Consider the following 14,611-nt stretch of genomic DNA (forward strand, 5'->3'; position numbering starts at 1 on the left):
GCTGCTGAACAAGGAGATCTTCGACACCTTGGACGACGCGCGCCGAAAGATCGCCCTCTGGCGCTACGACTACAACGCTGTCAGGCCGCACTCCTCGCTCGGCAACCTGACGCCGCTCGAAGCGCGCCGGACGCTTGCGCTCCCTGATGGCTCCGCGCCCGGCGCGCTTGCCATGAAACCACCCCCCGACTACCAATCTCAAACCGGCAGACCCTCATTATGAATGAGGGACGATCGGGGGGCAGGTCAGGATCAGAAAACGATCCGGGAGATCGTTTTCGCCGCGAATGGCAAGATCCAAAAAAGCCGCATCCTTCCTTGCGAAAGAGGGATGTGGCGGGTGAACACCATCGATCCGAGAGAGACCGCCACGGGTGATCTTCGGCTTCATCCAAACGAAGAAGGACAGCTTCCTATTCAGCCGGACGTGTTATGTCCCCGGCGTCAGCCAAAGTGGTTTCTTTGCCTAGCAGGAACGGCCTGCCTGACGCCGCCAGTAACAGGACATGGACTCCTTGGCGCATATCCGGACGGCCTTCGCGCTGTCGAACGGCACCAATGATAGTTCCCGCATGCCACCTGCAACCTCGTGGATGAACGATACGAGATCTGGCGGCATCGCACGACACGGCTGATGCGGGATAACCATTTAATTGCGCGGTCCGTCGCGGCGGGTAAAACGGAGGATGGATAGAGAGTATGCTTGGCCAGTCGCGCCGAACCTTCTGGCGCAGGACTTCACGACAGACGGCTCGGATGGGAAATGGGGGCGGCCATCTGCTACATCTGGATGGCCGAGGGCTGACTCTGCCTTGCTGTCGTCCTGGACCTCTTCTTCCGCCGCGTCGTCGATTGGGCCACGAGTGATCGTCTGAAGCGCGACCTGACAGTCGAGACCCTCCGTCGTACTCAGGTGGCGCCCAACCCTACACCAGGGGCTGGTTCACCATTCCGGCCGCGGATCGCACTACTACTTCGCGGATTATCAGGCATTGCTCCGTAAACGCGGCATCCTGATCTCGATAAGCGCGCACGGAGTCTTCTATAACAAGTCGATGGTGGAAATGTTCTCTAAGACCCACAAGTCGAATTGATTAGGCAGGTTGCATGGCAACCCCGCCAGCAGGCCCAAAACGCCGTCATCAGATCCACCGATGGGTTCTATAGCCCCATCAGGAGGCATACATCGCTTGGTTTCTAAAGCCGAATAGCCTTCGAGCGGAAGGCCAGAAAGGTAAGCTAAACACTCTCCACAAAAACCAAAAAATGCAATGTTCGAGTTCAGATGAAAGATCGCTTGGAATCGATTGCACGAATATTAGAACTGATAAGGTGCTGCATCGCGAACTAGTAAAGTATTGGATCTACAGCATCCGCCACTATGCCGGCGGACCTTATCCCGAATGCCAATTGCGTGCGCTACCTCTTTGGGCATTTCGGCCATTTCCAGATTGTTCAAGCTGGATAGATCGTGGGCCAGTGTGCGGCGCGGTGTCGAGTGACCTTGGAAGCGAATGTAAAAGGTGGCGGGCGGTGGTAATGATGGTTGTTCCGGATGCATCACCCGGCGTCCTATTTCTGTTCATCCCATACACGGCAAAACTGCGGTCGCCACTGAATCAAGCATGTCGAAGTTAAATCAAGTTCCTTTGCGCAAGTTCCTTTGCGACCTGGGTGTCGGAATTAGCAGCCTCGCTGCTGGAGAAGGTGCCGCAGTCGGGTGATTGGAGGATCTGTCCGGTGTTCCGGTCCCTGTACTGCGTCGGTGCACGCCCATGACCAGCAATGGTAAGGCATGGCTTGCGGGGCATCGCTTTCCTGCGCTCCAGCCTAGGCGGCAGAAAAGTGCGCAGATGCGCCGACAGTTTGAAGGCACGCCGGGCCTGCGAGGTATATGGTTGCTACCCTTCGTCACGATCTGTCCCAAGAGTAACCGCCGCTGGTGACGTGGTGGACAGTTCAGGACATGCTTTATCGCCATAATGTAATCAGACGCATTCCGAACATTGACCTATGCTTCAAGGCACACCGTGAGCAGCGCAATCCTGCGCAGTTCCAGGTATGGTAGCTGGATAGGCTGGAGAGCAAACCAGCGTCCGACATTTGTCTCGATGAGTTCGATCTTTATGCAACTTCGTAATACCGCTTTAGGACGGGCTGGGCGGCGACTGTAACCGGATTGCCAAATTAAACGCTCTTCCCGCCGATCAGCAATGGTAGCCAACGAATATCGGATTTCGGCTTTGCTCGCGGGGGTGTGGAGACATTGTGCGCTGCGTTCGTCGAATTGCAGCATCTTATCGGCAGGCCCGAAGAAGCCATATCATTGACGCAGCACCACTTTGCAAAGGCGCGGGGTGCCGAACTGTTCGACTGCAACGATGCCCTGCCTTGAAACGCTTGGGTTAGCAGGACCTGCTCGACGAACTGTTGCTCAAGTGTCGAACCACCAAGCATAAATGGTATAGTCTTGGACGAAGGATCTGCCAGGCTGCAGGTGACCTTACCCAAAATCACTGAACCTGTCCGCTCAGGCCGGTTGGCACGGGTGAGCACGTATTTGCAGTGGTCAGGTTTCGCGACGGTTGGTAAATTGCGGCCACGTTGGACAAGAAGGTAAGGCATCGTCAGACGCCTACGCCTATTCACAGGTACTGCGTCCAGCGAACTCCTGGCCTTTGTCAGCCGGAATAGCCTCTCGTGCGAGCACGTGCGCGGGCCGCTAGGCAGGACAAAGTTTTATCTTGAGCGCGACCGACCGCCATGTATTTCATCAGCGATTCATCAGTTTTTGCATTTTAGACGTCACACAACACCTAGGGTGGAGCAAAATTCAAGCACTGTTTGACGCAGATGCCATACAGCCGGAGCGCGGCAGCGCGAGCATTTATTCCCGCGCCAACCTTGCCAATTTTCTTACCTAAGTTAACGAGCCGTGCGAGTTTCGCTTGGTGCGTTTGCGCACGCTATGGCGTGTGTTTGTGCATGCTTTCGCTTTATTCGCAAGGTGCATCAGCCCGCCTTCTGCGGGCGACCGGCGACATAGGTCTGGGCGACCGCGCGGTCGTCGCCCATGATCTGCAGGATGAACAGCTCCTGCGCCAGGGTCTCGGCCTTTTCCATCCGCAGCGCCATGGCGGGGGTGGCACGGGCGTCGAGGACCACCAAGTCGGCGGCGCTGCCGGGGGCCAGGGTGCCGATCTCGGCCTCCATGCCCAGGGTCAGCGCATTGCCGCGCGTGGCCCAGTGGAATGCCGCCAGCGGATGCAGCTTCTGCCCGCGCATCTGCAGGATCTTGTAGCCCTCAGCCAGGGTCTGCAGCATCGACCAGCTGGTGCCGCCGCCCACATCCGTCGCGATGCCGTTGACGATGCCTGCGGCGCGCAGCCCGTCGGCGTCGAACAGCCCGGACCCCAGGAACAGGTTCGAGGTCGGGCAGAACACCGCATGGCTGCCGGTCTCTGCCATCCGGGTGATTTCGCGCGGTTCCAGATGGATAGAATGGCCCAGCAGCAGCTTGTCGGACAGCAGGCCGTAGCCCTCGTAGATGTCCAGATAGTCGCGCGCCTTGGGATAGAGCGACAGGGTGTATTCGATTTCGTCGACGTTTTCCGACAGATGCGTCTGGACGTGGCAGTCGGGATGGGCGCGGGCCAGCGCGCCGGCCGCTTCCATCTGTTCGGGGGAGGACGTGATCGCAAAGCGCGGCGTGATCGCATAGCGCTGCCGGCCCTTGCCGTGCCACGCCTGGATAAGTGCCGCGCTGTCGTCATGGCCCTGCTGCGGCGTGTCCAGCACGGCGGCCGGCGCATTGCGGTCCATCATCACCTTGCCCGCGATCATGGCCATGTCGCGATCATGGGCGGCAGCGAACAGCGCCTCGGCGCTGGCCTTGTGGCTGGAGCAGAAGGCAACGGCGGTCGTCGTGCCATGCGCGGTCAGCTGGTCCAGGAACAGCCCCGCCATGCGGGTGCCATGCGCGGGGTCGGCGAATTCCGCCTCGGCCGGGAAGGTATAGGTGTTCAGCCAGTCCAGCAGCTGCGCACCCCAGCTGGCAATGACCTGCAACTGGGGAAAATGGATATGCGGGTCGATGAAGCCCGCCAGGATCAGATGTGGGCGGTGGTCGATCTCCTCCAACCCGTCGCGGGTCAGTTCGGCATGATCGCCGACGGCGACGATGCGCCCGTCATCGACCAGGATGGCCCCGTCTTCCCAGAAGCGATGATTGTCGGCCGTGTCCTGGGGATCGGCATGAAAGTCGAGGACGCGGCCCCGGATCAGCTGTTGCATGGGTATTTTTTCAAAGAAGAAGAGGTGAGGCGCGCCATCAGTTCGGCGGCGGTGAAGGCGGCGATGATTTCGGGGCGCTTGTCGCGCGAGAAGCCCGCCCCGATGGGACAGGTCAGGCCGGCGGCGTCGACCCCGCGCGAGGCGGCGAAGCGTTCGAACTGGGCCCGCTTGGTGGCGCTGCCGATCATCCCGACATAGGCCAGGTCGGTGCGGGCAAGCGCCTCGGCCGCCAGCAGGAAATCCAGCGCATGATCGTGGGTCACGATCACCACGGACGTGCCGGGCCGGGCTGCGCGGATCTGCGCCTCGGGCAAGGGGGTCAGCAGGGTCGGGCCGCTGGCCTGCGCCAGCTCCTCCGGCCGGCTGTCGATCAGCAGGGCGTTGACCGGCAGCGGTTCCAGCGCCCCGGCCAGCGCGCGCCCGACATGGCCCGCGCCAAAGATCAGCGCGTCGGCGTATTCCTGTGGCGCGGGGCCGTGGCGGTCCAGCATCAGCACCACCCGCCCGCCGCAGCACTGGCCGATCTGGGGGCCCAACGGCACGTCCATGGTGGCATCGGCCTCGTCCCGCGCCAGCATCTGCCGCGCGCGGTCGATCGCCATGTATTCCAGCTGTCCACCGCCGATGGTGCCGGTGACCCGATCGGGGGTCACGAACATCTCGGCCCCCGCCTCTCGCGGGGTCGAGCCCAGGGCCCGGGTGACGCGGACGCGGATCATCCGCGCAGCCGCTCGACCGCCATCAGCACGCGTTCGGGCGTGGCGGGCGCATCCAGACGCGCGGGCGTGCGATAGTCGGCGACCGAGGCCACGGCCATGTTGATCGCCTCGAACACGCTGATGCCCAGGACGAAGGGCGGCTCTCCGACGGCCTTGGACCGCTTGATGGTCCGCTCGCTGGCCTCGGACCAGTCGGCCAGCGCGACGTTGAAGATGCGCGGGCTGTCGCTGGCAAGAGGCACCTTGTAGGTCGACGGCGCATGGGTGCGCAGGCGGCCCTTGGCATCCCACCACAATTCCTCGGTCGTCAGCCAGCCGGCACCCTGGACGAACGCGCCCTCGACCTGACCGCGATCCAGCACCGGGTTCAGGCTGCGGCCCACGTCGTGCAGGACGTCGGCGCGGTCGATGACGTATTCGCCGGTCAGCGTGTCCACCGACACCTCGGCCACCGCGGCGCCATAGGCGAAATAGTAGAACGGCCGCCCCTGCCCCGTCGTCCGGTCCCAGTGGATCTTGGGCGTCTTGTAGAAGCCTGCCGCCGACAGCTGAATGCGCGCCATGTAGGCCGCGCGGATCACCTGGGCAAAGGGGATCATCTGATCGCCCGCCCGCACGTGACCCGGCACGAAGGCCACCTGGTCGGGGGCGACCTGCCATTTCTCGGCCACGAAGGTCACCAGGCGCGCCTTGATCTGTTCCGCCGCATCCAGCGCCGCCATGCCGTTCAGGTCGGTCCCCGACGATGCCGCCGTGGCCGAGGTGTTTGGCACCTTTTCCGTGGTGGTCCTGGTGATCTTGATACGGCTCAGGTCACACTGGAACGCCTCGGCGACCACCTGGGCCACCTTGGTGTTCAGACCCTGCCCCATCTCGGTTCCGCCGTGATTCAGGTGGATCGAGCCGTCGGAATAGACATGGATCAACGCCCCTGCCTGGTTGAACCAGGTCGCGGTGAAGCTGATGCCGAACTTGACCGGGGTCAGCGCGATGCCCTTGCGGATCACCCCACCCTTGGCGTTCCAGTCCAGCACCGCCTGCCTGCGGGCGTGATAATCGCTGCTTGCCTCCAGCTCATCGAAGATACGCGGCAGGATCTGGTCCTGCACCGTCTGGTGATAGGGCGTCAGCTGGCCGTTCTGGTACAGGTTGCGCTTGCGCACCTCCAGCGGGTCCATGCCCAAGGCATAGGCGATCTCCTCGACCATGCGTTCGGCCACGATGGCGCCCTGGGGACCGCCGAAGCCGCGAAAGGCGGTGTTGCTGACGGTGTTCGTCTTCATCGGGTGGCTACTGATGCGCACGTCGGGATAGAAATAGGCGTTGTCGGCGTGAAACAGCGCCCGGTCCGTCACCGGCCCCGACAGGTCCGCCGAAAATCCGCAACGGGCATAGAAATCGCCCTCCACCGACCGGATGCGGCCGTCATCGTCAAAGCCCACGGCGTAATCCACCACGAAATCGTGCCGCTTGCCCGTGGCGATCATGTCGTCGTCCCGGTCGGGGCGGATCTTGACCGTCCGGTTCCAGCGCTTGGCCGCGACGGCCGCGACGCAGGCGAACAGGTTCATCTGCGTTTCCTTGCCGCCGAAACCGCCGCCCATGCGCCGCACGTTCACAACGACCGCGTTGCTGGGCACGCCCAGGACGTGCGCCACCATGTGCTGCACCTCGGACGGGTGCTGGGTCGAGACGTGCAGGACGACGTCGTCATCCTCGCCCGGCACGGCCATCGCGATCTGGCCCTCCAGATAGAAGTGGTCCTGCCCGCCGATGGCAAAGCGACCCTCGATCCGGCGCGGGGCGGCGGCCATCGCCGCAGGCGCATCGCCGCGCTTGAGGGTCAGGGGGTCGGTGACATAGCCCATGCCCGCGTCGCGCGCCGCGATCGGGTCCAGCGCATGGGGCAGCACGTCATAGTCGATCCGCGCCTTGTGCGCCGCGCGGCGCGCCTGATCGCGCGTTTCGGCGATGACCGCAAAGACCGGCTGGCCCCAGAACTGCACCACGCCTTCGGCAAAGATCGGGTCGTCGTTCTTGCCGTTGGGCGACACGTCGTTGACGCCCGGCAGATCGGCCGCCGTCAGGATGCCCAGCACGCCCGGCTGCGCCAGCGTTTCGGTGAAATCCGTGCCCGTGATGCGGCCATGGGCGCAGGACGACAGGCCCAGATAGGCGTGGATCGTGCCTGTGGGCTCGACCAGATCGTCGGTGTATTCGGCACGGCCAGTGACATGCTTGGCGGCGCTGTCATGGGCGGTGTCCTGATGGGCCTGGCCCTTGATGGTCGCGGTGTCGTCCTTCATGGCCTAGACTCCTTCGCTCTGGCGCAGCCGCACGGGCAGGCCGGGTTCGGATTGCTCCAGCCAGAACCGCCGGATCAGGTTGCGTGCGACCGTCGCGCGGTATTCCGTGCTGGCGCGCATGTCGGACAGCGGCTGGAAATCCTCCGCGATCGCGCGGGCGGCGGCATCGAAGCTTGCCGCCGCGAAGGGCTGCCCCTGCAGCGCGGCCTCGGCACGGCGGGCGCGCTTGGGCGTTCCGGCCATGCCGCCGAAGGCCAGCCGCGCGCGGGCGATCATGCCGTCCGCCACGTCGATGCAGAACCCCGCCGCGACAGAGGTGATATCGCTGTCGCGCCGCTTGCTGACCTTGTAGGCGGCGATGCACGCCTGGGGCTGCGTAGGGATCAGGACCTCCTCAACGAACTCGCCCTGCTGGCGGTCCTGCTTGCCGTAGTCGATGAAGAAATCCTCCAGCGGCAGTTCGCGGCGCGTGTCGCCCCGACGCAGGACGATCCGCGCGTCCAGCGCGATCAGCAAGGGCGGCGTATCCCCGATCGGAGAGCCGTTGGCGATGTTCGCCCCGATGGTGCCGGCATTGCGCACCTGCCAGCCGCCGATACGCGACCAGTATTCGGCGGCCTGCGGAACATGGCGGGCGATCAGGGGCGCGGCCTCGCTGTAGGTCACGCCGGCACCCAAACGGATCATGCCGTCCTCGACCGTGATGTCCTTCATCAGGTGACCGATGAAGATGGCCGGGCTGATGTCGCGCATGAACTTGGTGACCCACAACCCGACATCGGTGGCGCCCGCGACCAGCGTCGCCTTGGGTTCGTCCAGCAACAGCTGGGCCAGATCGTCGGTATCGGCGGGGACCAGTGCCCGGTCCGCGCCGCGCGCAAGTGAAACCCGTGCGCCACGCATCCCGGCCAGGCGCGCGGCCACCGCGTCGCGTTCGCGGGACAGCGCGTCCTGGGCCTGCCCTCCGGCCGCGCCCGCGGCCAAGGCCGCGCGGATGATCGGCGCATAGCCCGTGCAGCGGCAGATGTTGCCCTGCAGCGCGGTCTCGATCTCGGCGGCGTCTGCATCAGGATTGGTCATCCATAGCCCGTAGAGCGCCATCACGATGCCCGGCGTGCAGAAGCCGCACTGGCTGCCGTGATGGTCCACCATCGCGGCCTGGACCGGGTGCAGACCGCCATCGGGGCCGCGCAGATGCTCGATCGTGACGATATGGGTGGCATGGCACGAGGCCAGCAGCCGGATGCAGGCGTTCACCGGTTCATAGACCAGCCCCGTGGCGGTCAGGCGTCCCGCAAGCACCGTGCAGGCGCCGCAATCGCCCTCGGCGCAGCCCTCCTTGGTGCCGGTCATCCGGCGCGCAAGGCGCAGATGATCCAGCAGCGTGTCCGAAGCGCCGACCTCTGTCAGGGCGATCTCGGTGTCGTTCAGAAGAAACCGCAGCTGGGTCATGATAGCCTTTCCTTGCCTTGGTCCAAGTCTACGGCCTGGCGGTGCGTTTCGAAATCGGCTGTGATCTAGAAGACTTTACACGTTCCGTTGAAAGCGGGCCACCGTCACATGGCGTCAGGCGCGAAAGCCGCGCCACCTGCGACAATCTTCGGCAGCCCTTTCCAGCGGTGGCCGACCTTGCCGGGGGCGCAAAAAGGCGCGGCGGCCCCCCATCGAGGCGTGTCCAGCCGTTGCGCGGGCCGTTGTCGTTCAGCGAGGGACGGTCCTACAGGCCCGCAACCCCCAGGGGTCCGACCTCGCGGAACCAGCGCAGGATCGCGTCGCGTTCGGCGTCCTCCATCCCGGTGATGTTCGCAGGGGGCATCGCGTCGGTCAGTCCAGCTTGGACATAGACCTGATGCGCGGCGCGGGCGATGTCGGCGGGCGTTTCCAGCAGGACGCCCTTGGGCGCGGTGCGGATGCCGTCCCAGACCGGTTCGCGCGCATGGCACATCGAACAGCGGCTGATGACGGCTTGGCTGGCATCCTCGAACCCGTCGGCCTCGGCGAAGCGCGTCTCGACCGGGGTCAGGGGTCGGGCCATCGCCTCGTCATAGCTGTCCTGGTTCACCCCGATCGACGCCAGCCACATCACCCCGATGAACAGCATCGTCGTGACCGCCCATGTCCACCACTGGTATCCCTTGCGGGCGTGCATGGTGTTGAAGAAGTGCCGGATGGTCACACCCATCAGGAAGATCAGCGCTGCGATCAGCCAGTTGTACTGGCTGGCGAAGGCCAGCGGATAGTGGTTCGACAGCATCAGGAAGATGACCGGCAGCGTCAGGTAGTTGTTGTGCGTCGACCGCAGCTTGGCGATCTTGCCGTATTTCGGGTCGGCGGGGCGCCCGGCCTTCAGGTCGGCGACCACGATACGCTGGTTCGGCATGATGATCAGGAACACGTTCGCGGTCATGATCGTCGCGGTGAAGGCGCCCAGATGCAGCAGCGCCGCGCGGCCCGTGAAGATCTGGTCATAGGCCCAGCCCATCGCCACCAGCGCCGCGAACAGCAGCAGCATCAGCACCGTGGGACGGTTGCCCAGGGGCGACTTGCACAGCCCGTCATAAATCAGCCAGCCCACCGCCAGCGACCCGCCCGAAATCAGGATCGCCTGCCAGATCGCCAGGTCGGCCTTGGCGGGCTCGATCAGGTACAGGTTGGCGCCGGCCCAATAGGTGACCATCAGCAGCGCGGCACCAGACAGCCAGGTCGCATAGCTTTCCCATTTGAACCAGGTCAGATGCTCGGGCATTCGCTCGGGCGCGACCAGGTACTTGCGGATGTGATAGAATCCCCCGCCGTGGACCTGCCATTCCTCGCCATGCGCGCCCTTGGGAAGGTCGGGTGCCTTCTGCAGGCCCAGGTCCAGCGCGATGAAGTAGAACGACGACCCAATCCACGCGATGGCGGTGATCACGTGCAGCCAACGGACGGCAAAGGAGAGGAACTCCCACAGGATGGCGATTTCCGGGATCATCTCAGCTGCCCCGATAGGTGGAATAGCCGAACGGAGAGACCAGCAGCGGCACGTGGTAATGGTCGTTCTGCGACATGCCGAAGCGGATCGGGATCACGTCCAGAAAGCGGGGGCTTTCGGGAGCCACGCCCGACGCGTCCATCCAGGCGCCGGCATGGAATTCCAGCTCGTAGGTGCCGGTGGCGAAATCGCCCGCCGGCAGGATATGCGCATCGGTGCGCCCGTCGTCATTGGTCACCATGCGCGCGATCTCCTCGCGCGCGGGCGACAGCCGGAACAGCACGACCTGCATCCCGCGCGCAGGCAGCCCGCGCGCCGTGTCCAGAACATGCGTTGTCAGAAAACCCGACATGAAATCCCCCCGTCTTGATGGTTCCTGCGCCGTGATACCCGATTTGCCCAAGGGCGGCAGGGGCTTGATGGACAAGGCAGTCTTAAGAAACCGTGCATAATCGACCCTCAGTGATCGGCCAGGCGACCGGCCTTGGCCAGTTCAGCCTCGTCCGCGGGGGCCGCACCGTTGTAGAACCAGTTCAGCGCCACCGCGCTGACCGCGGCCAGCAGGATGCCCGAATGGATCAGCGGATGGATCGCATGGGGCAGCCACTGCTTGAAGTTCGGGGCGACCAGCGGGATCATCGCCATGCCGATGCTGATGGCCACGACGAACAGATTGTGGCGGTTGGCGGTGAAGTCGACACGGCTCAGGATGCGGATGCCGGTGGCGGCGACCATTCCGAACATCACCAGCCCGGCGCCGCCCAGCACGGTGGTCGGCAGGCTTTCGACCAGCGCGCCCATCTTGGGGATCAGGCCCAGCACGATCATGATGATGCCGCCCGCCACGCAGACGAACCGCGACCGGATGCCCGTGACCCCCACCAGCCCGACGTTCTGCGAGAAAGAGGTATAGGGGAAGGTGTTGAAGATGCCGCCCAGCATCGTGCCCAGACCGTCGGCACGCAGGCCCGCTGCCAGGCCGCGAGAGTTGATCGGACGGCGGCACATGTCCGACAGCGCCAGGAACATGCCCGTCGATTCGATCATCACCACGATCATCACTAGGACCATCGTGACGATCATCACCGGGTCAAAGGTCGGAAGACCGAAATGGAACGGCTTGATGACGGCGAACCAGGCGGCCTCTCCGACCTTGTCGAACTGCATCAGGCCCATCGCGGCGGCGGCGACGCCGCCCACGGCGATGCCCAGCAGCACGGCGATGTTGGCCATGAAGCCGCGGGCAAAGCGCGAGACCAGCAGGATCGTGCCCAGCACCAGCACCGCGATCAGGATGTTCGTCCCCGAAGCATAGGCGGGGTTCGGCATGGCGGGCGCCAGGCGCAGACCCTCGGGCACGCCGCCCGCGGCGATGGCGCCGTCCAGCCAGGCCTGCTGCGCGGGATCGACCAGCATCGGTGCGGTCGGACCGACCGGCAGGCCGAAGATCCAGTTGATCCCGATGGGCATCAGGCTGATGCCGATGGCCAGGATGACCGTGCCCGTGACGACGGGCGGAAAGAACCGCAGGACCCGCCCGATCAGCGGTGCCAGCAGGATAGCGATCAGGCCCGCCGCGATGATCGCCCCGAACAGCGCGCGCGCCCCGTCGGTGCCCGGCGTCTGGCCCGCGATGGCGACCATCGGCCCCACGGCAGCAAAGGTCACGCCCATCATCACCGGCAGGCGGATGCCGAAATACTGCGTCATGCCCAGGCTTTGGATCAGGGTCGCCAGTCCGCAGACGAACAGGTCGGCCGAGATCAGGAAGGCCACCTCCTCGGGCGGTAGCTGCAGGGCGCGGCCCACGATCAGCGGCACCGCGATGGCGCCCGCATACATGACCAGCACGTGCTGGAACCCCAACGTGATCAATCGCCCCGTGGGCAGCATCTGGTCGACGGGATGGACCTGGGTCCGGGAAAGGCTGTCTGTCATGGCGGGCTCCCCTTCTGATGTCGCGTCGTGGTTGCGCGACTGACCCAGACCTAGCTTGGCCCGTCATTTTCCCGAAACGGATTTTCAGGGCGACGTCGGCACCCTACCCCCGGCTGCCCGAAATCCCGGCACCGAATCCGCCCCTGCCCAACCCATGCCGGGAACCCGCGGCGACCGAAAATGGAAATGTTTTCTAAGCGTTGGCTTTTTGGCTTGCGAGGCGTCATTTTCGCCCGCATCTAAAGGCAGCATTAACAAGGGACGCATAATGGCCGACCCGACCCGCAAGCGGGGGCGCCCCCGCAAGACCCTGCCCGACGCGCCGGGCACCGTGCAGTCGCTGGACCGGGCGCTGGACCTTCTGGACCTGCTGGCGGCCCATCCCGGCCTGACCTTGTCCGAGGTGGCGGACCGGTCGGCACAGCCGCCCTCGACCGTCCACCGGGTGCTGCACACGCTGGCCGCGCGCGGCATGGCCGAAAGCGACCCCGCGACGCAGGCTTGGAACATCGGGCCGCAGGCGTTCCGCCTGGGGTCGGCCTTCATGCGCCGGTCGGGCCTTGTGGAACGCGCCCGCCCGATCATGCGCGCGCTGATGGAACATACTGGCGAAACCGCGAACCTGGGCATCCTGCAGGGTGACAGCGTGCTGTTCCTGTCCCAGGTCGAGACCTCCGAGACGATCCGCGCGTTCTTCCCCCCCGGCACCCGGTCGCCCCTGCACGCATCGGGGATCGGCAAGGCGCTGCTGGCGTTCCGGCCCGACAGCGTCGCGGCACTGGGTCCCCTGGCGCGGTTCACCGACACAACGCTGACCGACCCCGCGGCGCTGGAGGCGGACCTGGCCCGCATCCGGCACCGCGGCTTTTCCTTCGACGACGAGGAACGCAGCCGGGGCATGCGCTGCATCGCGGCCCCCGTCTTCGATCTGTCCGGAGAGGCGATTGCCGGGATAAGCGTCAGCGGCCCCACGCACCGCATCGGGGCCGAACACGTCAATACCCTGGGCGCGGTGGTGGCCGCCGCGGCGGCCACCCTGTCCGATGCCCTGGGCGGCCCGACCCGCTGACCGGGGTCAGTGCGCGCCGAACAGCGCGAACTTGGCCACGAACAGGGCCGCGATGATCCAGGTCGCGGCATGCACCTCGCGCGCGCGGCCGGTCAGCAGCTTGATCACGGCATAGCTGATGAAGCCGAAGGCCAGGCCGTTGGCGATGGAATAGGTCAGCGGCATGGCGATGGCGGTCAGCACCGAAGGCGCGGCCTCGGTCACGTCGTCCCAGCTGACCTCGGCCAGCTCGCGCACCATCAGCGTCGCGACATACAGAAGGGCGGGCGCGGTCGCATAGGCGGGCACCGACCCGGCCAGCGGCGCAAAGAACATCGCGGCCAGGAACAGCAGGCCCACGACCACCGCGGTCAGGCCGGTCCGGCCCCCCGCCTGCACGCCTGACGCGCTCTCCACATAGGCGGTCGTCGAGGACGTGCCCAGCAGCGCACCGGCCGTGATCGCGGTCGAATCCGCCATCAGCGCACGGCCCAGGTTCTTATTCTTGTGGGTCGGCCCCTCGGTCAGCAGGCCCGCGCGCTTGGCCACGCCGATCAGCGTGCCGGTGGCGTCAAAGACCTCGACCAGGACCATGACCAGAACGACCTGGAAGATGCCGAAGGTCAGCGCGCCCATCAGGTCCATCTGCAGGAAGGTCGGCGCGATCGACGGCGGCATGGACATGACGCCCGAAAACTGGCTGACGCCAAGAACGATCGCCGCGACCGTCACCACCAGGATGCCGATCAGGATCGCCCCCGTGACGCGCAGCGCATCCAGCGTCACGATCAGGAAGAACCCGCAGATCGTCAGCAGCGTGCCCGTGGCGGTCAGATCGCCCAGCGCGACCAGCGTCGCGGGGKTGCCCACCACGATGCCCGACGACTGCAGCGCAATGATCGCCAGGAACAGCCCGATGCCCGCCGCGATGGCGCTGCGCATCGACGCGGGGATGCCCGCGATCAGCCAGCGCCGGATGCCCGTCAGCGACAGGAACAGGAAGATCATCCCGCTGATGAACACCGCGCCCAGCGCCTGCTGCCAGGTAAAGCCCATGACGCCCACGACGGTGAACGCGAAGAAGGCGTTCAGCCCCATGCCCGGCGCCATGCCGATGGGCCAGTTGGCCCACATCCCCATGATCAGCGAGCCCAGCGCCGCGGCAAGGCAGGTCGCGACGAAGACCGCGTCGCGGTCCATCCCGGTTGTGGACAGGATGTCCGGATTGACGAATATGATATATGCCATCGTCAGGAAGGTGGTGATCCCGGCGATCACCTCCGTCCTGACGCTGCTGCCTTTTTCGGCAAGTCCAAAATAGCGTTCCATGCGTCCC

Annotated in this window: 11 protein-coding genes; 3 read left to right on the top strand and 8 right to left on the bottom strand. The window is 65.0% G+C overall.

Going from position 1 to position 14,611, the window contains the following annotated elements; translation table 11 throughout:
* Together GBO37_RS12555 and GBO37_RS12560 are read left to right on the top strand one after the other, a co-directional pair.
* On the top strand, nt 1-223 hold a 223-nt coding region (locus GBO37_RS12555; protein ID WP_252929312.1), incomplete at its 5' end, for a transposase.
* A gap of 2,521 nt (nt 224-2,744) precedes the next feature.
* On the top strand, nt 2,745-2,924 hold the full coding sequence (locus tag GBO37_RS12560; RefSeq protein WP_252929315.1) for a hypothetical protein: 180 nt from the start codon (nt 2,745-2,747) through the stop codon (nt 2,922-2,924).
* A gap of 88 nt (nt 2,925-3,012) precedes the next feature.
* Here GBO37_RS12560 and guaD read toward each other — a convergent pair whose 3' ends face one another.
* From guaD to GBO37_RS12595, 7 genes are all read right to left on the bottom strand, one after another.
* Complete coding sequence (gene guaD / locus GBO37_RS12565; protein WP_252929317.1) at nt 3,013-4,293, bottom strand: guanine deaminase; 1,281 nt, start codon at nt 4,291-4,293, stop codon at nt 3,013-3,015.
* Nucleotides 4,281-5,012 carry a xanthine dehydrogenase accessory protein XdhC gene (xdhC, locus tag GBO37_RS12570; protein ID WP_252929318.1) on the bottom strand — a complete coding sequence of 244 codons (732 nt, stop codon included), beginning with the start codon at nt 5,010-5,012 and terminating at the stop codon, nt 4,281-4,283. The genes guaD and xdhC overlap by 13 nt, the downstream gene beginning before the upstream one ends.
* Nucleotides 5,009-7,318: a xanthine dehydrogenase molybdopterin binding subunit gene (gene xdhB / locus GBO37_RS12575; protein WP_252929319.1), complete on the bottom strand. Its 2,310-nt coding sequence runs from the start codon at nt 7,316-7,318 to the stop codon at nt 5,009-5,011. The genes xdhC and xdhB overlap by 4 nt, the downstream gene beginning before the upstream one ends.
* A 3-nt stretch (nt 7,319-7,321) precedes the next feature.
* Nucleotides 7,322-8,770, bottom strand: a complete 1,449-nt coding sequence (xdhA, locus tag GBO37_RS12580; protein ID WP_252929320.1) for a xanthine dehydrogenase small subunit — start codon at nt 8,768-8,770, stop codon at nt 7,322-7,324.
* A gap of 265 nt (nt 8,771-9,035) precedes the next feature.
* A complete protein-coding gene (locus GBO37_RS12585; RefSeq protein WP_256480795.1) occupies nt 9,036-10,289 on the bottom strand; it encodes a urate hydroxylase PuuD in 1,254 nt (417 codons plus the stop codon).
* Nucleotide 10,290: 1 nt separating this feature from the next.
* On the bottom strand, nt 10,291-10,641 hold the full coding sequence (gene uraH / locus GBO37_RS12590) for a hydroxyisourate hydrolase (RefSeq protein WP_045981279.1): 351 nt from the start codon (nt 10,639-10,641) through the stop codon (nt 10,291-10,293).
* 107 nt (nt 10,642-10,748) lie between these two features.
* The gene (locus GBO37_RS12595) at nt 10,749-12,227 is read right to left on the bottom strand and encodes a nucleobase:cation symporter-2 family protein (RefSeq protein WP_252929321.1); all 1,479 of its coding nucleotides are present in this window, start codon (nt 12,225-12,227) and stop codon (nt 10,749-10,751) included.
* Nucleotides 12,228-12,495: 268 nt separating this feature from the next.
* Between GBO37_RS12595 and bhcR the strand changes: the two genes are divergently transcribed.
* Nucleotides 12,496-13,296: an HTH-type transcriptional regulator BhcR gene (gene bhcR / locus GBO37_RS12600; protein ID WP_252929322.1), complete on the top strand. Its 801-nt coding sequence runs from the start codon at nt 12,496-12,498 to the stop codon at nt 13,294-13,296.
* A 6-nt stretch (nt 13,297-13,302) separates the two neighbouring features.
* On the opposite strand, the gene GBO37_RS12605 is transcribed toward bhcR, so the two are convergent.
* Complete coding sequence (locus GBO37_RS12605; protein ID WP_252929323.1) at nt 13,303-14,604, bottom strand: NCS2 family permease; 1,302 nt, start codon at nt 14,602-14,604, stop codon at nt 13,303-13,305.
* Nucleotides 14,605-14,611: the final 7 nt, after the last annotated feature.

It is taken from the genome of Paracoccus sp. 08, assembly GCF_024105395.1.
GTDB lineage: Bacteria > Pseudomonadota > Alphaproteobacteria > Rhodobacterales > Rhodobacteraceae > Paracoccus > Paracoccus marcusii.

What these genes read in the sequence shown, in the direction of transcription:
- GBO37_RS12595 (WP_252929321.1), bottom strand. Translation starts at nt 12,227, where the DNA reads ATGACAGACAGCCTTTCCCGGACCCAGGTCCATCCCGTCGACCAGATG.
- xdhB (WP_252929319.1), bottom strand. Translation starts at nt 7,318, where the DNA reads ATGAAGGACGACACCGCGACCATCAAGGGCCAGGCCCATCAGGACACC.
- guaD (WP_252929317.1), bottom strand. Translation starts at nt 4,293, where the DNA reads ATGCAACAGCTGATCCGGGGCCGCGTCCTCGACTTTCATGCCGATCCC.
- bhcR (WP_252929322.1), top strand. Translation starts at nt 12,496, where the DNA reads ATGGCCGACCCGACCCGCAAGCGGGGGCGCCCCCGCAAGACCCTGCCC.
- uraH (WP_045981279.1), bottom strand. Translation starts at nt 10,641, where the DNA reads ATGTCGGGTTTTCTGACAACGCATGTTCTGGACACGGCGCGCGGGCTG.
- xdhC (WP_252929318.1), bottom strand. Translation starts at nt 5,012, where the DNA reads ATGATCCGCGTCCGCGTCACCCGGGCCCTGGGCTCGACCCCGCGAGAG.
- GBO37_RS12585 (WP_256480795.1), bottom strand. Translation starts at nt 10,289, where the DNA reads ATGATCCCGGAAATCGCCATCCTGTGGGAGTTCCTCTCCTTTGCCGTC.
- xdhA (WP_252929320.1), bottom strand. Translation starts at nt 8,770, where the DNA reads ATGACCCAGCTGCGGTTTCTTCTGAACGACACCGAGATCGCCCTGACA.